At 67.6% G+C, this 21,372-nt stretch carries 20 protein-coding genes; 14 read left to right on the forward strand and 6 right to left on the reverse strand.

Annotated features, from left to right (window positions below):
• Positions 1-2: 2 nt before the first annotated feature.
• Genes QFZ47_RS14730 through QFZ47_RS14750 form a run of 5 tightly spaced genes read left to right on the forward strand, consistent with a single transcriptional unit; the run spans position 3 to position 5,454 of the window.
• The gene (locus QFZ47_RS14730; RefSeq protein WP_307656336.1) at positions 3-908 is read left to right on the forward strand and encodes an ABC transporter permease subunit; all 906 of its coding nucleotides are present in this window, start codon (positions 3-5) and stop codon (positions 906-908) included.
• A complete protein-coding gene (locus QFZ47_RS14735) occupies positions 905-1,942 on the forward strand; it encodes an ABC transporter ATP-binding protein (protein WP_307656337.1) in 1,038 nt (345 codons plus the stop codon). The genes QFZ47_RS14730 and QFZ47_RS14735 overlap by 4 nt, the downstream gene beginning before the upstream one ends.
• A complete protein-coding gene (locus tag QFZ47_RS14740; protein ID WP_307656338.1) occupies positions 1,939-2,997 on the forward strand; it encodes a peptide ABC transporter ATP-binding protein in 1,059 nt (352 codons plus the stop codon). The genes QFZ47_RS14735 and QFZ47_RS14740 overlap by 4 nt, the downstream gene beginning before the upstream one ends.
• 30 nt (positions 2,998-3,027) lie before the next feature.
• Entirely contained in the window at positions 3,028-4,665 is a 1,638-nt protein-coding gene (locus QFZ47_RS14745; protein ID WP_307656339.1) for an ABC transporter substrate-binding protein, read from the forward strand.
• A gap of 3 nt (positions 4,666-4,668) precedes the next feature.
• Positions 4,669-5,454: a 5'-methylthioadenosine/adenosylhomocysteine nucleosidase gene (locus QFZ47_RS14750; RefSeq protein ID WP_307656340.1), complete on the forward strand. Its 786-nt coding sequence runs from the start codon at positions 4,669-4,671 to the stop codon at positions 5,452-5,454.
• Here QFZ47_RS14750 and corA read toward each other — a convergent pair.
• The gene (gene corA, locus QFZ47_RS14755) at positions 5,447-6,433 is read right to left on the reverse strand and encodes a magnesium/cobalt transporter CorA (RefSeq protein WP_012745564.1); all 987 of its coding nucleotides are present in this window, start codon (positions 6,431-6,433) and stop codon (positions 5,447-5,449) included. The two genes, QFZ47_RS14750 and corA, sit on opposite strands and share 8 nt — an antisense overlap.
• A gap of 212 nt (positions 6,434-6,645) precedes the next feature.
• On the opposite strand from corA, the gene QFZ47_RS14760 reads away from it, so the two are divergent.
• The 4 genes from QFZ47_RS14760 (at position 6,646) to hprK (ending at position 11,130) form a co-directional block, all read left to right on the forward strand.
• Positions 6,646-8,781 (forward strand): ATP-dependent helicase, encoded by a 2,136-nt coding sequence (locus tag QFZ47_RS14760; RefSeq protein ID WP_307656341.1) that lies wholly within the window; start codon positions 6,646-6,648, stop codon positions 8,779-8,781.
• A 314-nt stretch (positions 8,782-9,095) separates the two neighbouring features.
• Positions 9,096-9,425 (forward strand): ribosome hibernation-promoting factor, HPF/YfiA family, encoded by a 330-nt coding sequence (gene hpf, locus QFZ47_RS14765; RefSeq protein ID WP_012745566.1) that lies wholly within the window; start codon positions 9,096-9,098, stop codon positions 9,423-9,425.
• 183 nt (positions 9,426-9,608) lie between these two features.
• Positions 9,609-10,076 (forward strand): PTS sugar transporter subunit IIA, encoded by a 468-nt coding sequence (locus QFZ47_RS14770; RefSeq protein ID WP_012745567.1) that lies wholly within the window; start codon positions 9,609-9,611, stop codon positions 10,074-10,076.
• 94 nt (positions 10,077-10,170) lie between these two features.
• Positions 10,171-11,130: an HPr(Ser) kinase/phosphatase gene (gene hprK / locus QFZ47_RS14775; RefSeq protein ID WP_307656342.1), complete on the forward strand. Its 960-nt coding sequence runs from the start codon at positions 10,171-10,173 to the stop codon at positions 11,128-11,130.
• Positions 11,131-11,249: 119 nt separating this feature from the next.
• Here hprK and fur read toward each other — a convergent pair whose 3' ends face one another.
• Complete coding sequence (gene fur / locus QFZ47_RS14780) at positions 11,250-11,669, reverse strand: ferric iron uptake transcriptional regulator (RefSeq protein WP_028259096.1); 420 nt, start codon at positions 11,667-11,669, stop codon at positions 11,250-11,252.
• A gap of 88 nt (positions 11,670-11,757) precedes the next feature.
• Between fur and QFZ47_RS14785 the strand changes: the two genes are divergently transcribed.
• The 4 genes from QFZ47_RS14785 to QFZ47_RS14800 all read left to right on the forward strand — a co-directional run bounded on the left by QFZ47_RS14785 (position 11,758) and on the right by QFZ47_RS14800 (position 14,488).
• Positions 11,758-12,321, forward strand: a complete 564-nt coding sequence (locus tag QFZ47_RS14785) for an outer membrane protein assembly factor BamE (protein ID WP_307656343.1) — start codon at positions 11,758-11,760, stop codon at positions 12,319-12,321.
• 151 nt (positions 12,322-12,472) lie between these two features.
• Positions 12,473-13,273, forward strand: a complete 801-nt coding sequence (gene dapB, locus QFZ47_RS14790; protein WP_370880636.1) for a 4-hydroxy-tetrahydrodipicolinate reductase — start codon at positions 12,473-12,475, stop codon at positions 13,271-13,273.
• A 7-nt stretch (positions 13,274-13,280) separates the two neighbouring features.
• Complete coding sequence (locus QFZ47_RS14795) at positions 13,281-13,988, forward strand: MotA/TolQ/ExbB proton channel family protein (protein WP_307656344.1); 708 nt, start codon at positions 13,281-13,283, stop codon at positions 13,986-13,988.
• Between the two features lie 20 nt (positions 13,989-14,008).
• Entirely contained in the window at positions 14,009-14,488 is a 480-nt protein-coding gene (locus tag QFZ47_RS14800) for an ExbD/TolR family protein (protein WP_307656345.1), read from the forward strand.
• A gap of 31 nt (positions 14,489-14,519) precedes the next feature.
• On the opposite strand, the gene QFZ47_RS14805 is transcribed toward QFZ47_RS14800, so the two are convergent.
• Positions 14,520-15,422: a DMT family transporter gene (locus QFZ47_RS14805; RefSeq protein ID WP_307656346.1), complete on the reverse strand. Its 903-nt coding sequence runs from the start codon at positions 15,420-15,422 to the stop codon at positions 14,520-14,522.
• Between the two features lie 131 nt (positions 15,423-15,553).
• Here QFZ47_RS14805 and QFZ47_RS14810 point away from each other — a divergent pair, with 131 nt between their 5' ends.
• A complete protein-coding gene (locus QFZ47_RS14810; RefSeq protein ID WP_307656347.1) occupies positions 15,554-15,997 on the forward strand; it encodes an Lrp/AsnC family transcriptional regulator in 444 nt (147 codons plus the stop codon).
• 18 nt (positions 15,998-16,015) lie between these two features.
• On the opposite strand, the gene QFZ47_RS14815 is transcribed toward QFZ47_RS14810, so the two are convergent.
• From QFZ47_RS14815 to glgC, 3 genes are read right to left on the reverse strand one after another with little or no spacing between them, the layout of a single operon-like run.
• Positions 16,016-18,499, reverse strand: a complete 2,484-nt coding sequence (locus QFZ47_RS14815; RefSeq protein WP_307656348.1) for a glycogen/starch/alpha-glucan phosphorylase — start codon at positions 18,497-18,499, stop codon at positions 16,016-16,018.
• Between the two features lie 43 nt (positions 18,500-18,542).
• The gene (glgA, locus tag QFZ47_RS14820) at positions 18,543-20,027 is read right to left on the reverse strand and encodes a glycogen synthase GlgA (RefSeq protein WP_307656349.1); all 1,485 of its coding nucleotides are present in this window, start codon (positions 20,025-20,027) and stop codon (positions 18,543-18,545) included.
• 16 nt (positions 20,028-20,043) lie between these two features.
• On the reverse strand, positions 20,044-21,360 hold the full coding sequence (gene glgC / locus QFZ47_RS14825) for a glucose-1-phosphate adenylyltransferase (protein WP_307656350.1): 1,317 nt from the start codon (positions 21,358-21,360) through the stop codon (positions 20,044-20,046).
• Between the last annotated feature and the right edge of the window lie 12 nt (positions 21,361-21,372).

Genomic DNA, 21,372 nt, shown 5'->3' on the forward strand with positions numbered 1-21,372 from the left:
ACATGGCCTCGACCGACATCGTTTCCCCGCTCGAGGCGAGCAAGGCGCCGCCCGGCCCGTGGCGCGAGTTCTGGACCGCCTTCTCGGCCAACCGCGGCGCCGTCATCGGGCTTGCCACCATCGCGGTGCTGCTGCTCGTGGCGCTGTTCGCGCCGTGGATCGCGCCGCATGCGCCGAACGAAACCAACAGCGCCGTCTTCCTGCTGCCGCCGGCGTGGCAGCAGGGTGGCTCCGCCAGCTACCTGCTGGGCACCGATGCCATCGGGCGCGACATTCTTTCGCGCCTCATGTTCGGTGCGCGGTTGTCGCTGTCGATCGGCGTGGCCGTGGTGGCGCTGTCGGTGGTGGCGGGCGTCGTGCTCGGCCTGGTTGCGGGATTCTTCCGCGGCGTGCTCGAGATCGCGATCATGCGGCTGATGGACATCGTGCTGACCTTGCCGAGCCTGCTGCTCGCCATCGTGATTGTCGCGATCCTCGGGCCGGGGCTGGTCAACGCCATGCTCGCAGTGGCGATCGTGGTGCTGCCGCACTATGTGCGCATCACCCGCGCGGCCGTCATCGCCGAAGTGTCGCGCGACTACGTGACCGCGGCACGCGTGAGCGGCGCCGGCACGCTGCGCCTGATGTTCAGCGAGGTGCTGCCCAACTGCGCGGCGCCGCTCATCGTGCAGGCCTCGCTCGGCATCTCGACCGCCATCCTCGACGCGGCCGCGCTCGGCTTTCTCGGCCTTGGCGCCCAGCCGCCGTCGCCCGAGTGGGGAACGATGCTGGCCGATGCGCGCGAGTTCGTGCTGCGCGCCTGGTGGGTCGTCACCTTTCCGGGGCTCGCGATCCTTGCGGCGGTGCTGGCTTTCAATCTGCTCGGCGACGGGCTGCGCGATGCGCTCGACCCGAAGCTCAAGCGATGAACATGCTTCTGGACATCAGGGACCTGCACGTCGAATTTCCGACGCAGGGCGGCGTGCTGCACGCCGTCGATGGCGTGAGCCTCACGCTCGAGGAGGGCGAGGTGCTCGGCATCGTCGGCGAATCGGGCTCGGGCAAGAGCGTGACGATGATGGCGCTGATGGGCCTCGTGGGCTTTCCGGGCCGCGTGCGCGCCGAGCACATGCGCTTTGCGGGCAAGGAACTGCTCGGCATCTCCGACAAGGCCCGCCGCGCGCTGGTCGGCAAGGAGGTGGCCATGATCTTCCAGGAGCCCACCACCAGCCTCAACCCCTGCTTCACCATCGGCTTCCAGCTGATGGAAACGCTGCGGCTGCACCTGCATCTGGACCGGCGCACGGCGAAGAAGCGCGCGACCGAACTGCTCGAACAGGTCGGCATACCCGCTGCGTCGTCGCGCCTGGGCAGCTATCCGCACCAGCTCTCGGGCGGCATGAACCAGCGCGTGATGATCGCGATGGCCATTGCCTGCAATCCGCGCCTCCTGATCGCCGACGAGCCGACCACCGCGCTCGACGTGACGATCCAGGCGCAGATCCTCGACCTGCTGCGCGAACTGCAGAAAGAGCGCGGCATGGCGCTGGTGCTCATCACGCACAACATGGGCGTGGTCAGCGAAATGGCGCAGCGCATTGCCGTGATGTATGCCGGCCAGGTGATGGAGCAGCAACGCGTCGACCGGCTCTTTGCGAATCCGCAGCATCCCTATACCGAGGCCCTGCTGGCCGCGCTGCCCGAACGTGCGGCACCCGAAGGGCGGCTTGCCACCATCGCGGGCGTGGTGCCGGGCGTGCACGACCGGCCGGCGGGCTGCCTGTTCGCGCCGCGCTGCAGCTATGTCACGACCAAAGCCTGCAACGTGCAGCCGGCGCTGCGCGCGGTGGCGTCGCAGCCGGGCGCCGAGGTGCGCTGCCATTTCCCGCTCGGCGAGCCCGGGCGCATGGCGGCCATCGAGGCCGACCGGCCGCGGCAGCAGGCCGTGGAGGCGCTGCCATGAACGGCGATGTCGGCGGCGATGTCATCGGCGACGTCGTCGTGGAGGCGCGCAACCTGCAGCGCACCTATGCCGTGCGGCGCGGCATGTTCCGCGCGCCTGCGCAGTTGCGCGCGGTGGGCGACATCTCGTTTCGCATCGAGCGCGGCCGAACGCTCGCGGTGGTCGGCGAATCGGGTTGCGGCAAGTCCACGCTCGCGCGCATGGTTGCGCTGATCGAGAAGCCGACGGCAGGGCAGCTCACGCTGGTCGGCCACGATGCGGTGGATCCGCCGTCCGAGCGCCGGCGCGAGCTGCGCCAGGCCGTGCAGCTGGTGTTCCAGAACCCCTATGGTTCGCTCAATCCGCGCAAGAGGATCAGTGCGGTGCTCGAGGATCCGCTCGCCATCAACACCACCCTCGGCAAGCCCGAGCGGGCCGCCAAGGCGCGCGAGATGCTGGCGCGCGTGGGCCTGCGCCCCGAGCATGCGAACCGCTATCCGCACATGTTCTCGGGCGGCCAGCGCCAGCGCATCGCCATTGCGCGTGCGCTCATGCTCGAGCCGCGCCTGCTGGTGGCCGACGAGCCGGTGTCGGCGCTCGACGTGTCGATCCAGGCGCAGGTGCTGAACCTGCTGGCCGATCTGCAGGCCGAACTGGGCTTGGCCTATCTCTTCATTTCGCACGACCTGGGCGTGGTGCGGCACATCGCGCACGACGTGCTCGTGATGTACCTCGGCCATGCGGTGGAGCAGGGCCCCAAGGCGCGCATCTTCGCGCGGCCGCTGCATCCCTACACGCAGGCGCTGCTGGCGTCCACGCCCGGGCTCAGCAGCCAGCGCATCGTGCTCAAGGGCGAGCTGCCGTCGCCGCTCGATCCGCCTTCGGGCTGCGTCTTCAACACGCGCTGCCCGCACGCGACGCAGCGCTGCCGCGAGGAGCGGCCCCTGCTGCGCGCGCTCGACGAGCGGCTGGTGGCCTGCCACTACGCCGAGAAGTTTCTCGATGGCACGCCGCCGGTCAGCGCCGATCTGCCCTTGTCCCCGCCGTTCGTCGCGCCCCTGGCGGCGAACACCTAGTTCACTTCAACCGTGTCCCAAGGAGTTGCCATGAAGACCACTCAGTCATCCGTTTCGCGCCGCTCGTCCAGGCTTGCCGTGCTGCTCGCGCCGGCGGCACTCGCCGTGCTCGCATTGGCCTCGGGCACCGTGTCCGCCAAGACGCTGGTCTATTGCTCGGAGGGCAGCCCAGAGAACTTCTATCCGGGCGTGAACACCACCGGCACTTCGTTCGACGTGACCACGCAGGTCTACAACACCATTGTCGAGTTCGAGCGCGGCGGCACCAAGGTCGTCCCCGGCCTGGCGGAAAAATGGGACATCTCGGCCGACGGCACCCAGTACACCTTCCACCTGCGCAAGGGCGTGAAGTGGCACAGCACCAGCAAGAGCTTCAAGCCCACGCGCGACTTCAACGCCGACGACTTCATCTTCATGCTCGAGCGGCAGTGGAAGGAGAGCGATCCCTTCTTCAAGGTCACGAGCCAGAACCACTCCTACTTCAACGACATGGGCATGCCCAAGCTGCTGAAGTCGGTGGACCGCGTCGACGAATACACGGTGAAGATCGTGCTCAACCAGGCCGAGGCGCCGTTCCTTGCCAACCTCGCGATGCAGTACGCAGGCATCCAGTCGAAGGAATACGCCATCGCGATGCTGAAGGCCGGCACGCCCGAGAAGGTCGACCAGGATCCGATCGGCACCGGTCCGTTCTACCTCGTGCAGTACCAGAAGGACGCGGTCATCCGCTTCAAGGCCTTCCCGCAGTACTGGGGCGGCAAGGCGAAGATCGACGACCTGGTGTTCGCGATCACGCCCGACGCCTCGGTGCGCTGGGCCAAGCTGCAGAAGGGCGAATGCCACGTCATGCCGTACCCGAACCCGGCCGACCTCGACGCGATCCGGAAGGACCCGAACGTGCAGGTGCTCGAGCAGCCCGGCCTCAACGTCGGCTACCTCTCGTACAACACCACCAAGAAGCCCTTCGACGATGTGCGCGTGCGCAAGGCCATCAACATGGCGATCAACAAGAAGGCGATCATCGACGGCGTGTACCTGTCGACGGGAGTGGCCGCGAAGAACCCGATCCCGCCCACCATGTGGTCCTACAACGATGCGGTCAAGGACGATCCCTACGACCCCGAAGCCGCGAAGAAGCTGTTGGCGCAGGCCGGCTTCCCCGATGGGTTCGCTACCGACCTGTGGGCCATGCCGGTGCAGCGGCCCTACAACCCGAACGCCAAGCGCATCGCCGAGCTGATGCAGGCCGACCTTGCCAAGATCAACGTCAAGGCCGAGATCAAGAGCTTCGAGTGGGGCGAGTACCGCAAGCGCCTGCAGGCCGGCGAGCACCAGATGGGCATGCTGGGCTGGACCGGCGACAACGGCGATCCGGACAACTTCCTCTACACGCTGCTGGGCTGTTCCTCGGCCAAGTCGGCCAGCGGCAGCAACATCTCCAAGTTCTGCTACCAGCCCTACGAAGACCTGGTGCTGAAGGCCAAGAGCGCGACCAAACAGGCCGACCGCGACGCGCTCTACAAGAAGGCGCAGCTCATCTTCAAGGAACAGGCGCCGTGGTTCACCATCGCCCATGCGGTGCAGCTGAAGCCGGTGCGCAAGGAGGTCGTCGACTTCAAATTGAGTCCCTTCGGCCGCCACACTTTCTATGGCGTGGATATCAAGTAGCCGATGAACGCGCCCGTTGCCATCGTCGCTGCCATGCACGAGGAGTTGAGCGCGCTCCTCGCGCAGATGCCGGACGAGCAGCGCGTGCGCACCGCGGGGCGCGACTTCTGGGTCGGCCACCTGCACGGCCAGCCGGTGGTGGCCGTGCTGTCGCGCATCGGCAAGGTCGCGGCGGCGGTGACGGCCACGGTGCTGCTCGAGCGCTTCGGCGTGCGGGCGATCGTGTTCACGGGCGTTGCCGGCGGGCTCGCGGCGGGCGTGAACGTCGGCGACGTGGTGGTCGCAACGCAGCTGCTGCAGCACGACCTCGATGCCTCGCCGATCTTCCCGAAGTACGAGGTGCCGCTGATGGGCCTTTCGCGCTTCGCGGCCGACACCGCAGTCAGCGATGCGTTGGCGGCCGTTGCCGAAGAAGCGTTGCGCGACCCGGTGGCTTTGGTAGGGCAAAAGGCCGTCGATGAGTTCGGCCTCCGGTCGCCGAAGGTGCACCGGGGCTTGCTGGTGAGCGGCGATCGCTTCGTGTCCACGGCCGCCGAGAGCGCTGCGTTGCGGCGCAGCCTGCCCGATGCGCTCGCGGTCGAAATGGAAGGCGCGGCAGTGGCGCAGGTGTGCCACGACTACGGCGTGCCGTTTGCGGCGATGCGGACGATCTCGGACCGCGCGGACGATGCGGCGCATGGCGACTTCGCGCGCTTCGTCGCCGAGGTGGCGAGCCGCTACAGCCTTGCGCTGGCGAGCGCGTGGCTGGCCACGCTGCCGCCTTCCTCCGAAACGCTCGCCGCTACTTGAGCCAGCCGCGCCGGCGGAAGTACCACATCGGCACCAGCGCGCTCGCAGCCATCAGCGCCAGCGCATACGGATAGCCCAGCGACCAGTCGAGTTCGGGCATGAGCTTGAAGTTCATGCCGTAGATGCTCGCGATCAGCGTGGGCGGCAGCAGCGCCACGCTGGCCACCGAGAAGATCTTGATGGTCTTGTTCTGGTTGATGTTGATGAAACCGACGGTCGCATCCATCAGGAAGTTGATCTTGTCGAACAGGAAGGCCGTGTGGTTGTCCAGCGATTCGATGTCGCGCAGGATCTGCCGCGCCTCCTCGAACTGCTCGGCATTGAGCATGCGGCTGCGCATCATGAAGCTCACCGCGCGGCGCGTGTCCATCACGTTGCGGCGGATGCGGCCGTTCAAGTCTTCCTGGCGCGCGATGGCGCCCAGCACCTCGCCGGCCAGTTCGTCGCTGACGTTGCCTTCGAGCACCTTCTTGCCCGCGATCTCGAGTTCGTCATAAATGTTCTCGAGCGTGTCGGCCGAGTATTCGGCGTCGGCGTCGAACAGCTTGAGCAGCACTTCCTTCGCATCCTCGATGAGCCCGGGCGCGCGGCGCGCACGCATGCGCAGCAGCCGGAACACCGGCACGTCTTCGTCGTGGATCGAGAACAGCACGCCGCGGCTGCGAAGCTCGGTGTTGTGCTGGTTCAGGATGAAGGCCACGCGCACCGACCGCGGGTCTTCGTCGTCGTCGATCAAGAAGTCGGAGCGGATGTGCAGTTCGCCGTTGTCTTCCTCGTAGAAGCGGGCCGACTCCTCGATGTCCTCGTCCATCGCGTCTTCGGGAATCGAGAGCCCGTAGTACTGCTTGATCCAGCGCTTTTCCTCGAGCGTGGGCGATTCGAGGTCGACCCAGATCGGCTGGAACTTGGAAAGCTCCTCGAGCGCCTCGATCTCTTCCTGGACAAGGCGGCCGTTGGCGAGCGTAAAGATATTGAGCATGGGCTCACTCCCGTGAAATGGCTGAGGCGATGGGGCGAGGGAGGTGTGCTTTCAATCCCCGGGCCCGAGACGTCAGAACGCGGGAGTTGAAAGCTGCCGAGACGGTGCGGTTTCCATGATGCGGTCTCCAGTTGCAGCGAGGGGCGATTATGTCATCGGCCGTGTGGCGGCAAGGCCGCCGATCTGGATGGACATACAGTAAAGTCGCGGCCATGCAGACCGCTGCGCTCCCCGTTTTTTCCACCGTCGGCACCACTGGCACCACCGGCACCACCCAGGCCGAGCGCCTGGCCGCGGCGCTCTCGGGGCTCAACGACGAGCAGCGCGCCGCCGTCGAGCACGGCGTCGGCACGCTGACCGGGCGCGACGAGCGGCCGCTGCTGGTGATCGCCGGCGCGGGCTCGGGCAAGACCAGCACGCTGGCGCACCGGGTGGCGCACCTCATTGCCGGCGGCGTCGATCCGCAGCGCCTGCTGCTTTTGACCTTCTCGCGCCGCGCGGCGCAGGAAATGGAGCGCCGGGCGGGCCAGGTGCTGGCGCGCGTGCTCGGGCTCAAGTCCGACAAGCCGCCCGCGCTGCCGTGGGCCGGCACTTTCCATGGCATCGGCGCGCGCCTGCTGCGCGAATACGCCGCGCACATCGGCCTGAACGACCACTTCACGATCCACGACCGCGGCGACGCCGAGGACCTGATGGGCCTGGTGCGCCACGAGCTCGGGCTGTCGTCGAGCGTGAACCGCTTTCCGCGCAAGGGCACCTGCCTTTCGATCTATTCGCGCTGTGTCAACACGCGCGCGCCGCTGGCCGATGTGCTGGCCGAGGCCTTTCCGTGGTGCGCCGAGTGGGAAGCCGAACTCAAGCGCCTGTTCGGCGCCTACGTGGAGGCCAAGCAGCAGCAGAACGTGCTCGACTACGACGACCTGCTGCTCTACTGGGCCGGCATGGTGGCCGAGCCCGCGCTGGCGGCGCTGGTCGGCGCGCGCTTCGACCATGTACTGGTCGACGAATATCAGGACACCAACCTGCTGCAGGCCTCGATCCTGCTCGCGCTCAAGCCCGATGGCCGCGGCGTGACGGTGGTGGGCGACGATGCGCAGTCGATCTACTCGTTTCGCGGCGCAACGGTACGTAACATCCTCGACTTTCCGTCGCAGTTCTCGCAGGCTGCGCGCGTGGTCACGCTGGAGCGCAACTACCGCTCGACCCAGCCGATTCTCGATGTCTCGAACCGCGTCATCGCGCAGGCCGCCGAGCGGCATGCCAAGACGCTCTGGACCGACAAGCCGTCGGCGGGCCGGCCGCAACTGGTGCTGGTGCCCGACGAGGCGCAGCAGGCCGTCTGGGTGGCCGACAAGGTGCTGGCGCACCGTGAGGGCGGCCTGGCGCTCAAGTCGCAGGCGGTGCTGTTTCGCGCCTCCACGCACAGTGCGCCGCTCGAACTGGAACTGGCGCGCCGCAACATTCCGTTCGTGAAGTATGGCGGCCTCAAGTTTCTCGAGGCCTCGCATGTGAAGGACCTGCTCGCGGTGCTGCGCTTCGCCGAGAACCCGCGCGGCCGCATCGCGGGTTTTCGCGTCACGCAGCTCATCCCGGGCATCGGGCCCGCCACCGGCGCGCGGCTGCTCGATGCGATGGACCAGGCCGCCGATCCGGTGGCCGCGGTGCGCGAGTTCGTGCCGCCACCCGCCGCCCGCGCGGAATGGGCGGTGTTTGCCGAGGCCTATGCCGCGCTGTGCGCGCCCTCGCCGCCGTGGCCGGCCGATGTGGAGCTGGCGGTGCGCTGGTATCTGCCGCACCTCGACCGGCTCTACGACGACCCCTCCGGCGTGCGGCGCGGCGACGTCGAGCAGCTGGCGCGGCTGGCCTCGGGCTACGGCTCGCGCGAGCGCTTCCTGACCGAACTCACGCTCGATCCGCCCGACGCCACCAGCGACAGGCCGGGTCCGCCCTCGCTCGACGAGGACTACCTGATCCTGTCCACCATCCACTCGGCCAAGGGGCAGGAGTGGAATTCGGTGCATGTGCTCAACGTGGTCGACGGCTGCCTGCCGGCCGACGTGGCGCAGGGTGCGCATGAACTCGAAGAGGAGCGGCGGCTGCTCTACGTGGCAATGACGCGGGCGCGCGACCACCTGCATCTTCTGGTGCCGCAGCGCTTCTACGTGACGCAGCAGGCCGTGCGCGGCGACCGGCACCTGTATGCCAACCGCACGCGCTTCATTTCCGAACGCGATCTCGCGGGCTTCGAGCAGCAGACCTGGCCGCCGCCGCCCGAGCGCCCGCCCGCAGTGCCGCCGCCGGCCGCGGTGATCGATTTGCGCAACCGCATGCGCGCCGCCTGGAGCTGAACCGGCAGGCCCTTCGCCTGGCAGGGTCACCGGTGGTCACGCACTGAAACACTTGCTGCCAAAGTGCTGCATCGGCGGGCCAGCATGCGCGGGCAGCTATGGAATCACTAGCGCAGGGGAGCATCGCCCGCAGGCGGCCGCCACCCGGAGAAGTCAGCTATTGCAATACCATGACAGCTTGGGCATAGTGAATCGACCGTCCCTTCTTTTCTCTTCTTTCCCTCTTCTCCCCCCAACCCCACCTGTTTCGCCGGCCACGCCTCATCCCGAAGCGGGGCCATTTTCCCCAACCGTCAATTCTCAGGAGGTCATTCATGAATTTGACGATCAGCGGTCATCACCTCGACGTCACACCTGCCTTGCGTACCTACGTCACGAGCAAGCTGGACCGGATCACACGGCACTTCGACCAGGTGGTCGATGTGAAGGTGCTCCTCACGGTGGAAAAGCAGAAGGAAAAGGAACGCCGCCAAAGGGCGGAGTGCAACATTCACGTCAAGGGTAACGACATGTTCGCGGAGTCGAGCCACGCTGATCTCTATGCTGCGGTCGATGAACTGGTCGACAAGCTCGACCGCCAGGTGGTGCGCCACAAGGACCGCCTGCAAGACCACCATCACGCCGCGCCCAAGCGCGTGATGTAGGCCACGGGCACGGGCTGCGGCCCCTGCCGACAAGCCGCCTCCGGGCGGCTTTTTGCTGCCTGTTCCTGTTACCGGCGCTGACACGGGTGCGAGGCCTCCGGGCAACATGTAGCCAAAAAGTAAGTAACGGGAGTGGGGGTTTTTACCAAGCAGGTGCATAATCGCCCCCGCCCTTGCCCCACCATGAATCGCCTCGCGTCCATCCTGCCGCCCGCTCAAGTGCTTGTGAGCGTTGACGCTACCAGCAAGAAACGTGCTTTCGAAGAAGCCGGCTTGCTGTTCGAGAGCCTTCATGGCCTCGGCCGCGCCCTGATCACCGACAGCCTGTTTGCGCGCGAACGCCTCGGCTCCACCGGGCTCGGGCACGGGGTGGCCATTCCGCACGGTCGCATCAAGGGCCTCAAGGCCCCCATGGCCGCGGTCTTCCAGCTGGCAAACCCGATCGGTTTCGACGCGCCCGACGAGCAGCCCGTCGGGCTCCTGATCTTCCTGCTGGTGCCCGAGGCGGCCACGCAGAAGCACCTCGAAATCCTCTCCGAGATCGCCGAACTGCTGAGTGACGCCAACCTGCGCGAGCAGATCAAGTCGAGCACCGACGCGGCCGAACTGCACGGACTCATTGCCGGCTGGCAATCGACGCAAGTCGCCTGAAGTGCCTGCCCGCAGGCTCCTGCGGTCCCGCAGGGCCGGTTCCGCGGTATTCTGGCCGGCCTCCAACTAGGCGCGCAGCGCCATCTCCCTACGCATGAAGCCGACCGTCATCAGTGCCGATGCCATGTTCGAGGAATTCCGCGGGTCGCTCCGCTGGGAATGGCTCGCCGGGCTCGGGGCGTCAGAGCGCCAGTTCGACCCTGAAGTCATCAGCCGCGCCCAGTCGGCGGCCGATCTGGTCGGTTACCTCAATTACATCCATCCGTACCGCGTTCAGATCCTGGGCGCGCGCGAAGTGGCCTACCTGACGCGCGGCAGCCAGGAAGACTGCGCCCGGCGCATTGCCCGCATCGTCACGCTGGAGCCGCCTATGCTGGTGCTGGCCGACGGCCAGGCCGCGCCGGACGAGCTGCTATCGATCTGCGAGCGCGCACAGCTGCCGCTGTTCGCCACCCGCGAGTCGTCGGCCTTCGTGATCGACCTGCTGCGCGCCTACCTGTCCAAGCATTTCGCGGAACGCACCTCGATGCACGGGGTGTTCATGGACATCCTGGGCATGGGGGTCATGATCACCGGCGAATCCGGGCTCGGCAAGAGCGAGCTCGGGCTGGAACTGATTTCGCGCGGCAACGGCCTGGTGGCCGACGATGCAGTCGACCTTTTCCGCATCAACCAGAACACCATCGAGGGCCGCTGCCCCGACCTGCTGCTCAACCTGCTGGAGGTGCGCGGCATCGGCCTCTTGGACATCCGCGCGATCTTCGGCGAGACGGCGGTGCGGCGGAAGATGCGGCTCAAGCTCATCGTGCACCTGGTGCGGCGCGACAGCTTCGAGCGCGACTACGAGCGCATGCCCTCGGCGCCGCTCACGCAGGACGTGCTGGGCATTCCGGTGCGCAAGGTCATCATCCAGGTGGTGGCCGGACGCAACATCGCCGTGCTGGTGGAGGCCGCCGTGCGCAACTCGATCCTGCAGCTGCGCGGCATCGACACCTATGCCGATTTCGTGGCGCGCCACCACAAGGCGATGGAAAGCGGCCGCGACGGCGAATGAAGGGCGCGCGGCGCTGCGGGACATGCGGCCGCCGCCGGGCCGCCCCAAGGCGGGCCGCGCCTCCCCCTCGGGGGGTGGAGTTACACGCAGCGAAGCGAAGTGAAAAGCCGGGGGGCCATTTACCTCTTGCTGACGCAGTCGCCGCACAGGCCGTAGAGCGACATCGCGTGGTCCTGCAGGATCCAGCCCTTGTCCTTGGAAATCATCTGCTGGCGGCGCTCGATCTCGGCGTCGTAGAACTCCTCGACCTTGCCGCACGAGGTGCAGATCAGGTGGTCGTGGTGCGTGCCCTCGTTGAGCTCGTAGACCGCCTTGCCGCTTTCGAAATGGCTGCGCTCGAGGATGCCGGCCTGCTCGAACTGCGTCAGCACGCGGTAGACGGTGGCCAGGCCGATGTCGGAGTGCTCGTTCAGGAGCACGCGAAAGACGTCTTCGGCCGTCATGTGGCGCTGGCTGCCGGTCTGGAAGATCTCGAGGATCTTCAGGCGTGGCAGAGTGGCCTTGAGGCCGGTATTCTTGAGTTCGTCGATGTTGGCCATGATGGTTCCTGCGCCCTGGGCTGCGGACGGGCCCAAAAGGGCCAGCCGCTACAATGGCTGATCATATCGCTACCCCCTTTTTCTTCCCATGCCTGCCATTCTCCAACGCCGTCCCTGGCTGCTGGCTGCGGCCGTCGCCGCGACGTTCTGCCTCGGCGCCTGCAGCGGCTTCAGCGATCGCACGCGTGGTGCGCTGACGGCCATCACGCCCTACAAGGTCGAAGTGGTCCAGGGCAACTTCGTGTCGAAGGAACAGGTCGAGGCGCTCAAGCCCGGCATGTCGCGCCAGCAAGTGCGTGAAATCCTCGGCACGTCGCTGCTGACCGACGTCTTCCACAAGGATCGCTGGGACTACGTCTTCACGATCAAGCGCCAGGGCGTCGATCCCCAGGAACGCCGCCTGACCGTCTTCTTCAACGGCGAGCTGCTCGAGCGTTTCGAGGGCGACCCGATGCCCAGCGAGGAAGAATTCGTCGCCACGCTCGACACCCGCAAGAAGAGCGGCAAGGTGCCGCCGCTCGAAGCGTCGGAAGAAGAGCTCAAGAAATTCGCCCCCAAGGAAGACGGCAGCAAAAAGGCCGATGCCACCACCACGGCAACCAGCCTGCCGCCGCTTCCTGCCGCGTATCCCCCGCTCGAAGCCGCGCGCTGAGCACGCGCCAAGCAGAGGGCGAGGGCGGGCGCACCCGCCGGCCAGGCGGACGCGTGCCGGTCTCCATGCCAATTTCGAAGGCTGAATCCGCGTGACTGAATCCATTTCCACTTCTTCTTCTTCGTCTCCTTCCGAGTCCTCCACGCCCGCGCTGCGGCGCATCGCGGTCGCGGGCGCCTCGGGCCGCATGGGCCGCATGCTGGTCGAAGCGGTGCGCGAGGCGCCCGATTGCCGCCTGGCCGGCGCGCTCGACATGGCGGGCAGCCAGGCCATCGGCGCCGATGCGGCCGCGTTCCTCGGTTTCACGAGCGGCGTGCCGATCGTGTCCGACCTGCGCACCGGCCTCCAGGACGCGCAGGTGCTCATCGACTTCACCCGGCCCGAAGGCACGCTCGCGCACCTTGCCATCTGCCGCGAACTCGGCGTGCAGGCCGTGATCGGCACCACCGGCTTCAGCGACGCGCAGAAGGCCGAGATCGCCGAGATCGCGAAGGACATCGCGATCATGGTCTCGCCCAACATGAGCGTGGGCGTCAACGTCACCTTCAAGCTGCTCGAAATGGCGGCCAAGGCGCTCTCGACGGGCTACGACATCGAGATCATCGAGGCGCACCACCGCCACAAGGTCGATGCGCCCTCGGGCACCGCGCTCAAGATGGGCGAGGTCATTGCCGAGGCGCTGGGCCGCGACCTGAAGGAATGCGCCGTCTACGGCCGCGAAGGCATTACCGGCGAACGCGATCCGTCGACCATCGGCTTTGCCGCCATCCGCGGCGGCGACATCGTGGGCGACCACACCGTGCTGTTCGCGGGCACCGGCGAGCGCATCGAGATCACCCACAAGTCGGCCAGCCGTGTCACCTACGCGCAGGGCGCGCTGCGCGCCGTGCGCTTCCTGGCCGGCCAGAAGGCGGGCCTGTTCGACATGTTCGACGTGCTGGATCTGCGCTGAAAGAACGATGAGCGTTCTCGAATTGCTCACCCATGGCGACGGCGTCAGCCGTTCGGTGGCGGCGCTGCTGCTGGCCATGTCGATCTCGAGCTGGGTGGTGATTCTCTGGAAAGCCTGGCTGCTGCGCGGCGGCACGCGCGACGTGCTGCGCAGCATCGCGGCATTCTGGCAATCGGCCACGCTCGCCGATGCGCAGCAGCGGCTCCAGGCCTTCGACCGCGCCACGCTGGTGGGGCCGGCGGTGAGCGCCATCAGGAATGCGGCGGCAGCAGATACAGGCAATGCAACGCTCGGCGCCACCACCGGCGACCGCAACCAGCGGCTCACGCGGGCGCTGCGCGGGGCGCTGCATGGTGCGCTGCGGCGCCTGCAGTCCGGTCAGATTCTGTTGGCCACGGTCGGCGCCACGGCGCCCTTCGTGGGCCTGCTGGGCACCGTGTGGGGCATCTACGGTGCGTTGTCGGGCATTGCCGGCCAGACCGGCGGCTTCACCATCGACAAGGTGGCCGGCCCGGTGGGCGAGGCGCTGGTGATGACGGCCTTCGGCCTGGCCGTGGCGATTCCGGCCGTGCTGGCCTACAACGTGTTCGGCCGCGTCATCGGCCGCATCGAAGCCGAGCTCGAGGGCTTTGCGCACGACCTGCTCGGCAGCTTCGGCAGCCCGCCGCCACCCGCCGCGCCGCCGCCCGCGCGGCCCATGCCGGTGTCGGCCTAGCCGGACGGAGCACACGAACCATGGCCTTCGGTCGCACCTCCCTGGGCAGCAGCGCCGCCGGCGGCGGGCGCGCGACGGGGGCCGGCGGGCAGCGGCCGCTGTCCGACATCAACGTCACGCCGCTGGTCGACGTGATGCTGGTGCTGCTGGTGATCTTCATCATCACCGCGCCGCTGATGGCGAGCTCGATCAAGCTCGACCTGCCGCAGACCGACGCCGGCCAGCCCAACGACACGCCCAAGTTCGTGAGCGTGTCCGTCGATGCCTCGGGCAGAACCTTCTTCAACGACCAGGCGGTGACGGATGAGGAACTGGCCGCCCGGCTGCAGAAGGCCGCCGCCGACAGCAAGGACACCGAAGTACAGCTGCGCGCCGACCAGGCCGTGCCCTACGGCAAGCTGGTGGCGCTGATGGGCATCGCGAACAAGGCGAGCCTGAGCCGCATCGGCTTCGTGACCGAGGCGCCCGCAGAAGGCCAGCCGCCGCCGGCCCCGCGCTGACGCCAGGCCCGGACGACCGGGTCCGACCGGCTCAATCGGGCGCCGATGGCGCGCGTTTCTTCAGGCCCGGCAGCGCCCAGCCCAGCGTCATGCCCGCGGCCGCCAGCAGGATCGCGGCAGCGCCCAGGAGCTGCGCGGGATGCAGCCGCTGGCCGAAAGCCAGGTAGTCCACGCCGATCGCCACCACCGGATAGATGAAGGACAGCGCGCCCGCCATGTGCGTCGGGAGCTTCTGGATCGCGCCGTAGAGCAGCGTGAAGACCAGCCCCGTGTAGACCACGCCCATGGCCAGGTGCGTGCCCCACACCCCGGCATTCTTTGGAAGCTCCGCCAGGTTGGCGAACGGCGCCAGCAGCACGCTGCCCACGCAGACCTGGACCAGTGCGATCAGGTGGGGCGGCGTGCCGTCGAGCTGCTTTGCGACGATGGCTGCAATGGCGTAGAAGAACGCGGCCCCCAGCGCCATCAGGATGCCCAGCCCATACGAGGCGCCATGGCCGCTGCCGCCCGGCTTGGCCTCGGCAATCAGCAGCACGCCCGCGAACGCGATGCCCAGCCAGGCCAGCTTGGGCGCGGTCAGCCGCTCCGAGAAGAACAGGGCGCCAAGGCCCACCAGCATGAATGGCTGGGTGTTGTAGACCGCCGTGGCGATGGAGATCGACGCATGCGAGAACGACGCGAAGATCAGCAGCCAGTTGAGCACCAGCGCGGCACCGCCCAAGGCGGCCAGCGCGACCACGCGCAGCGTCAGCACCCGCCTGCGAAGCAGCCCGAGCGCGGCGCACACCGCGAGCAGCGTGAGGGCGCCGAAGGCGCAGCGCCAGAACAGCAGGTCGGCCAGCGGCTGGCCGGAGCGGATGACGAACCAGCCGATGGTTCCCGAGATCACCATGGCCGCACCCATTTCGAGTGCGCCCCGCGTCTGTCTTTGCATGATCGGAATTCTTGTGAAGCAAGGCTCAGGTTGCCATCGAAGCGGCACCGGGCCTATGATTTTCCGAAGGGAAAAATCCATTCGAGGCTAAGAAAACAAGGCAAGGGCCCGATGTGTCCAAAGGATCTGAAATGCTGGACGAGGTCGAACAAAAGATTCTCGAGGTGATGCTGCAGGACGCGCGCATCTCGCTGAAAGACCTGGCCGCGCGCGTCGGCATGTCTTCACCGAGCGTTTCGGAGCGGCTTCGGCGGCTCGAAGAGCGCCGCGTGATCCGCGGCTACACGGTCGAGATCGATCCGAAGGCGCTGGGCTACCAGCTGCAGGCGATCGTGCGCATCCGTCCGCTGCCCGGACAGTTGCAGGCGGTGCAGAAGCTGATCGAGAACACGCCCGAATTCGGCGAGTGCGACAAGGTCACGGGCGAAGACTGCTACATCGCGCGCCTGTTCGTGCGCTCCATCGAGCAGCTCGACCAGGTGCTGGACCGCATCGTCGACAAGGCCGAGACGCACACGGCCATCGTCAAGATGCAGCCGATACGCCGGCGCGCGCCGCCGTTGCGCATCGGCTAGCGCCGCACCGCGGCAGGCTCAGCCCAGCACCACCGGCTTGGTGTGCCAGATCTCGTGCGCGTACTGCGCAATGGTGCGGTCCGAAGAGAACGCGCCCATGCCCGCCACGTTCAGGATGGCCATGTGCGTCCAGGCGTCGGGGTCGCGGTACAGCGCATCGACCTCGGCCTGCTTTGCGACGTAGCTCGCGTAGTCGGCCAGCAGCAGGTAGTGGTCGCCCCAGTTCACCAGCGCGTCGTAGATGCCCTGGTAGCGCGAGGGCTCGCCGGGCGAGAACGCGCCGTCGCGGATGGCATCGAGCACGCGCTTGAGCTCGGCGTTCTCCTCGTAGATGTCGCGCGGCTGATAGCCGTGCGCGCGGATGTCGGCCACCTGCGGCGTGGTGTTGCCGAAGATGAAGATGTTCTCGGCGCCCACGTTGTCGCGCATCTCCACGTTGGCGCCGTCGAGCGTGCCGATGGTGAGCGCGCCGTTGAGCGCGAACTTCATGTTGCCGGTGCCCGAGGCCTCGGTGCCCGCGGTCGAGATCTGCTCCGACAAGTCGGCCGCCGGCATGATGATCTCGGCCAGGCTCACGCTGTAGTTCGGCAGGAACACCACCTTCAGCAGCTTGCCCACGCGCGCATCGGCATTGATGGTGCTCGCCACGTCGTTGATCAGCCGGATCACGAGCTTGGCCATCTGGTAGGCCGATGCGGCCTTGCCGGCGAACACCACCACGCGCGGCACGATGTCGATCGGAGTGCCCGCGGCCTGCGCATCGAGGATGCGGTGGTAGCGCGACACCACATGCAGCACGTTGAGCAGCTGCCGCTTGTATTCGTGGATGCGCTTGACCTGCACGTCGAACATCGCGTCGGTGTCGAGCACCAGGCCCATATGCTGCTCGACCCAGTTGGCCAGGCGCAGCTTGTTCTCGCGCTTGGCATGGCGAAAGGCGCGCGCGAAGGCGGACTGGGCCGCCATCGGCCGCAGCGCCTCGAGCTGCGAGAGGTCGCGCCGCCAGCCGCTGCCCAGGCGCTGGTCGAGCAGCGCCGCGAGCGCCGGGTTGGCCTGCGCGAGCCAGCGCCGCGGCGTGACGCCGTTGGTCTTGTTGTTGAAGCGCTCGGGAAAGATCTTCGCGAAGTCCGCGAAGATCGATTGCTTCATGAGTTCCGAATGCAGGCCCGACACGCCGTTGATCGAATGGCTCGCGAGCACCGCCACGTAGGCCATGCGCACGCGGCGCTCGCCCGCCTCGTCGACCAGCGAGAGCCGGCGCAGCAGCCCGACGTCGTTGCCGGCCTTCTGCGTCACGGCGGCGAGGAACTTCGCGTTCATGTCGTAGATGATCTGCAGGTGCCGCGGCAGGATGCGCCCGAGCATCTCGACCGGCCAGGTTTCCAGCGCCTCGTGCATCAGCGTGTGGTTGGTGTAGCTGAACACCTTCTGCGTGTGGGCCCAGGCCACGTCCCATGGCAGGCCATGTTCGTCGAGCAGCAGGCGCATGAGCTCGGGCACCGCGAGTACCGGGTGCGTGTCGTTCAGGTGGATGCTGACCTTGTCGGCCAGCTGGTCGAAGCTCTTGTGGTTGCGGAGGTACCGCCGCAGCAGGTCCTGCACGCTCGCGCTGCAGAAGAAATATTCCTGGTGCAGCCGAAGCTCGCGGCCCGAGGGCGTGGAGTCGTCGGGGTAGAGCACGCGCGAGACGTTCTCGGAGTGGTTCTTGCTCTCCACCGCCGCCATGTAGTTGCCGCGGTTGAAGGCCAAGAGGTCGATCTCCTCGGTGGCGCGCGCCGACCACAGGCGCAGCGTGTTGGTGGCCTGCGTGCCGTAGCCCGGAATGATGGTGTCGTAGGCCACGGCGAGCACGTCGTGCGTGTCGACCCAGTCGGCCGCGCCGTAGGGCGCGTTCTTTCCCTCGCGCTTCTGCACGTGGCCGCCGAAGCGCACGCGGTAGTTCACCTCGGGCCGCTGGAACTCCCAGGGGTTGCCGCGCGTGAGCCAGTAGTCGGGCGTCTCGATCTGCTGGCCGTCGACGATGCGCTGGCGGAACATGCCGTATTCGTAGCGGATGCCGTAGCCCATGCCCGGCACGCCGAGCGTGGCCATCGAGTCGAGAAAACAGGCCGCGAGCCGGCCGAGGCCGCCGTTGCCGAGCGCCGCATCGGGCTCGCGCTCGGCGAGCGCCGCCATGTCCACGCCGAAGTCGGCCAGGGCTTCCCGCACCGTGTCGTAGAGATCGACCGCCAGCAGCGCGTTGGTGAAGGTGCGCCCGATCAGGAACTCCATCGAGAGGTAGTAGACGCGCTTGAGGTCCTGCGCATAGTTGGCGCGCGTGGTCGCCATCCAGCGCTCGACCAGCTGGTCGCGCACGGCCAGCGCGGTGGCGTGCAGCCAGTCGTCCTGGCTGGCTGCGACAGGGTCCTTGCCGACCGCATAGATCAGCTTGTTGGCGACTGCGCGCTTGAACGCGGCCACGTCGCGGTCGGGATGGTCGTAGGCGAAGTCTTTGATGGTCATGGGCTTCGGTGAAGAGTGGTGGGGGTTGTGTGCCGCGGCGCTTTCAGGTGCCGGCGGACTCGAGCGCCTGCCGGTAGACCGCGATGTACTGGTCGGCCGCGCTGGCCCAGTCGGCCGGGCGCCGCATGGCGTTGCCGCGCACGCGGCGCCAGTCGGGTGCGCGCTGGTAGAGCGCGAAGGCGCGGCGCAGCGCGCGATCGTAGTCGGCGGCGTCGAAGCGGTCGAACACGAAGCCCGTGGCTTCGCCGCTGGCCATGTCTTCAAGCGTGCTGTCGACCACCGTGTCGGCCAGCCCGCCGACGCGGCGCACCAGCGGCAGGCTGCCGTACTTCAGGCCGTACATCTGCGTGAGGCCGCAGGGCTCGAAGAGCGAGGGCACCAGCGTCACGTCGCCGCCGCCGAAGAGCTGGTGCGCCAGCGTTTCGTTGTAGCCGATGGTGACGCTGACCGAGCGGGGCGCGGCCGCCGCGCGCTGGCGGAAGGCTTCCTCGAGCCGGTCCTCGCCGCTGCCCAGCAGCGCGAGCTGCCCGCCTTCGGCCAGCAGGGTGTCGAGGCCGCCGAGCACGAGGTGCAGGCCCTTCTGCTCGGTGAGCCGGCTGACCAGGATGAAGAGCGGCGCGTCGGCGCGTTCGGCCAGTCCGAGCTGGTGCTGCAGCACCGCCTTGCAGCGCGCCTTGCCTGCCATGTGGCGGCCTTCGGGCGTGTGGTAGCCCTGCACCAGCGCGGTGTCGGTGGCGGGGTTCCAGACCTGGTGGTCGACCGCGTTGAGGATGCCCGTGAGCGCGTCGCCGCGCAGCCGCAGCAGGCCGTCCAGGCCGAAGCCCTGCTCGGGCGTCTGGATCTCGCGGGCGTAGGTCGGGCTCACGGTGGTCAGGCGGTCCGCGAAGTAGAGGCCGCCCTTCATGAACGACACCTGCCCGTGGTATTCGAGGCCGTTCATGTGGAACGCCGGCGCCGGCAGGCCGAGGTCGGCAAAGTTCCATGGTGCCGAGATGCCCTGGTAGGCCAGGTTGTGCACCGTGAACACGCTGCCCACGCGGGGCGCGCCGGCCCGCCGCGCGAAGTGCAGGTAGGCCGGCGCGAGCCCCGCATGCCAGTCGTGCGCATGCACGACCTCGGGCTGCCAGGCCGGATCGAGCCCCTGCGCGAGCTGGGCCGCGGCCCAGCCCAGCAGCGCGAAGCGCCGGTGGTTGTCGCCATAGGGCTGGCGCGTGCTGTCTTCGTAGGGATTGCCGGGCCGGTCGTAGAGCGCCGGTGCATCGATCACGTAGGCGGGAATCGGCGGCGCACCGTCGATGTCGATGTGGCCGGCGCGCAGCGCGAAGCGCTCCCGGCCCCACGGCGCCGTGAATTCGGCCACCGGCGCCAGGTCGTGCACGCCGGCCAGGATGGCCGGGAAGCCAGGCAGCAGCACCCGTGCGTCCTGTTCGGCGGCCATGAGGGCGAGCGGCAGCGCGCCGGCCACGTCGGCGAGGCCACCGGTCTTGAGCAGAGGGAAGAGTTCGGCGCTGACCTGGAGGATTCGCATCGGGGAGCGTTGCGCCTCAGGCAGCCAGGCGCTTGAGCATTTCGCGGGTGACCAGCACCACGCCGGCCTGCGTGCGCTCGAAGCGCGCGGCATCGGCCTCGGCATCTTCGCCGATCACCATCTCGTCCGGAATGACGCAGCCACGGTCGATCACCACGCGGTTGAGCTTGCAGCCGCGGCCGACTTCGACATCGGGCAGCAGCACGGCCTCGTTGATGTCGCAGAACGAATGGATGCGCACGCCCGAGAACAGCACCGAGCTGCTGACCTTGGAGCCCGAGACGATGCAGCCGCCCGAGACGATGGTGTTGACCGTCATGCCGTGCCGGCCCTCGCGATCGAGCACGAACTTGGCCGGCGGCAGCTGCCGCTGGTAGGTCCAGATGGGCCAGTCTGTGTCATAAATATCGAGTTCGGGCGTGATGGAGGCCAGGTCGAGGTTGGCTGCCCAGAATGCATCAATCGTGCCCACGTCGCGCCAGTAGGCCTTGGCGTCGGGCCCGCGCGAAGCGCGCGTGACGCACGACATGCTGAACGGATGGGCCAGCGCACGGCCCTGCGCCACGGCGCGCGGGATGATGTCCTTGCCGAAGTCGTGGCTCGAATCGGGGTTGGCGTTGTCTTCCTCGAGCAGCTGGTAGAGGTACTCGGAATCGAACACGTAGATGCCCATGCTCGCCAGCGCCACGTCGGGGTGGCCCGGCATGGCGGGCGGGTCGGCCGGCTTCTCGAGAAAGGCCGTGATCTGGCGCCCGTCGTCCACATGCATGACGCCGAAGGCGGTGGCTTCCATGCGCGGCACCTCGATGCAGCCGACCGTGCAGCCCAGGCCGCGTTCGGCATGGTCCTTGACCATGATCGAGTAGTCCATCTTGTAGATGTGGTCGCCGGCCAGCACCACCACGTAGTCGTGCTTGGTGGAACGGGTCTGGATGATGTCGAGGTTCTGGAACACCGCGTCGGCCGTGCCGCGGTACCAGTGCTCGTCGCCCACGCGCTGCTGTGCGGGCAGCACGTCGACCATCTCGTTGAGCTCGGCGCGCAGGAAGCTCCAGCCGCGCTGCAGGTGGCGCATGAGCGAATGCGACTTGTACTGCGTGACCACCGCCATGCGCCGGATGCCGGAGTTCAGGCAGTTCGACAGCGCGAAGTCGATGATGCGGAACTTGCCGCCGAAGTACACGGCCGGCTTGGCGCGCCGGTCGGTCAGCTGCTTGAGGCGGGAGCCTCGGCCACCGGCCAGCACCAGGGCGATGGTGCGGCGGACCAGTTGATGCGCCTGCAGGGGCGCCTGCGGCGTACTGCTGCTGCTGCTGATGCTGTTGTTGTTCATCCTGTGTCTCCG

The organism is Variovorax paradoxus (genome assembly GCF_030815975.1).
Classification (GTDB): Bacteria; Pseudomonadota; Gammaproteobacteria; order Burkholderiales; family Burkholderiaceae_C; genus Variovorax; species Variovorax paradoxus_N.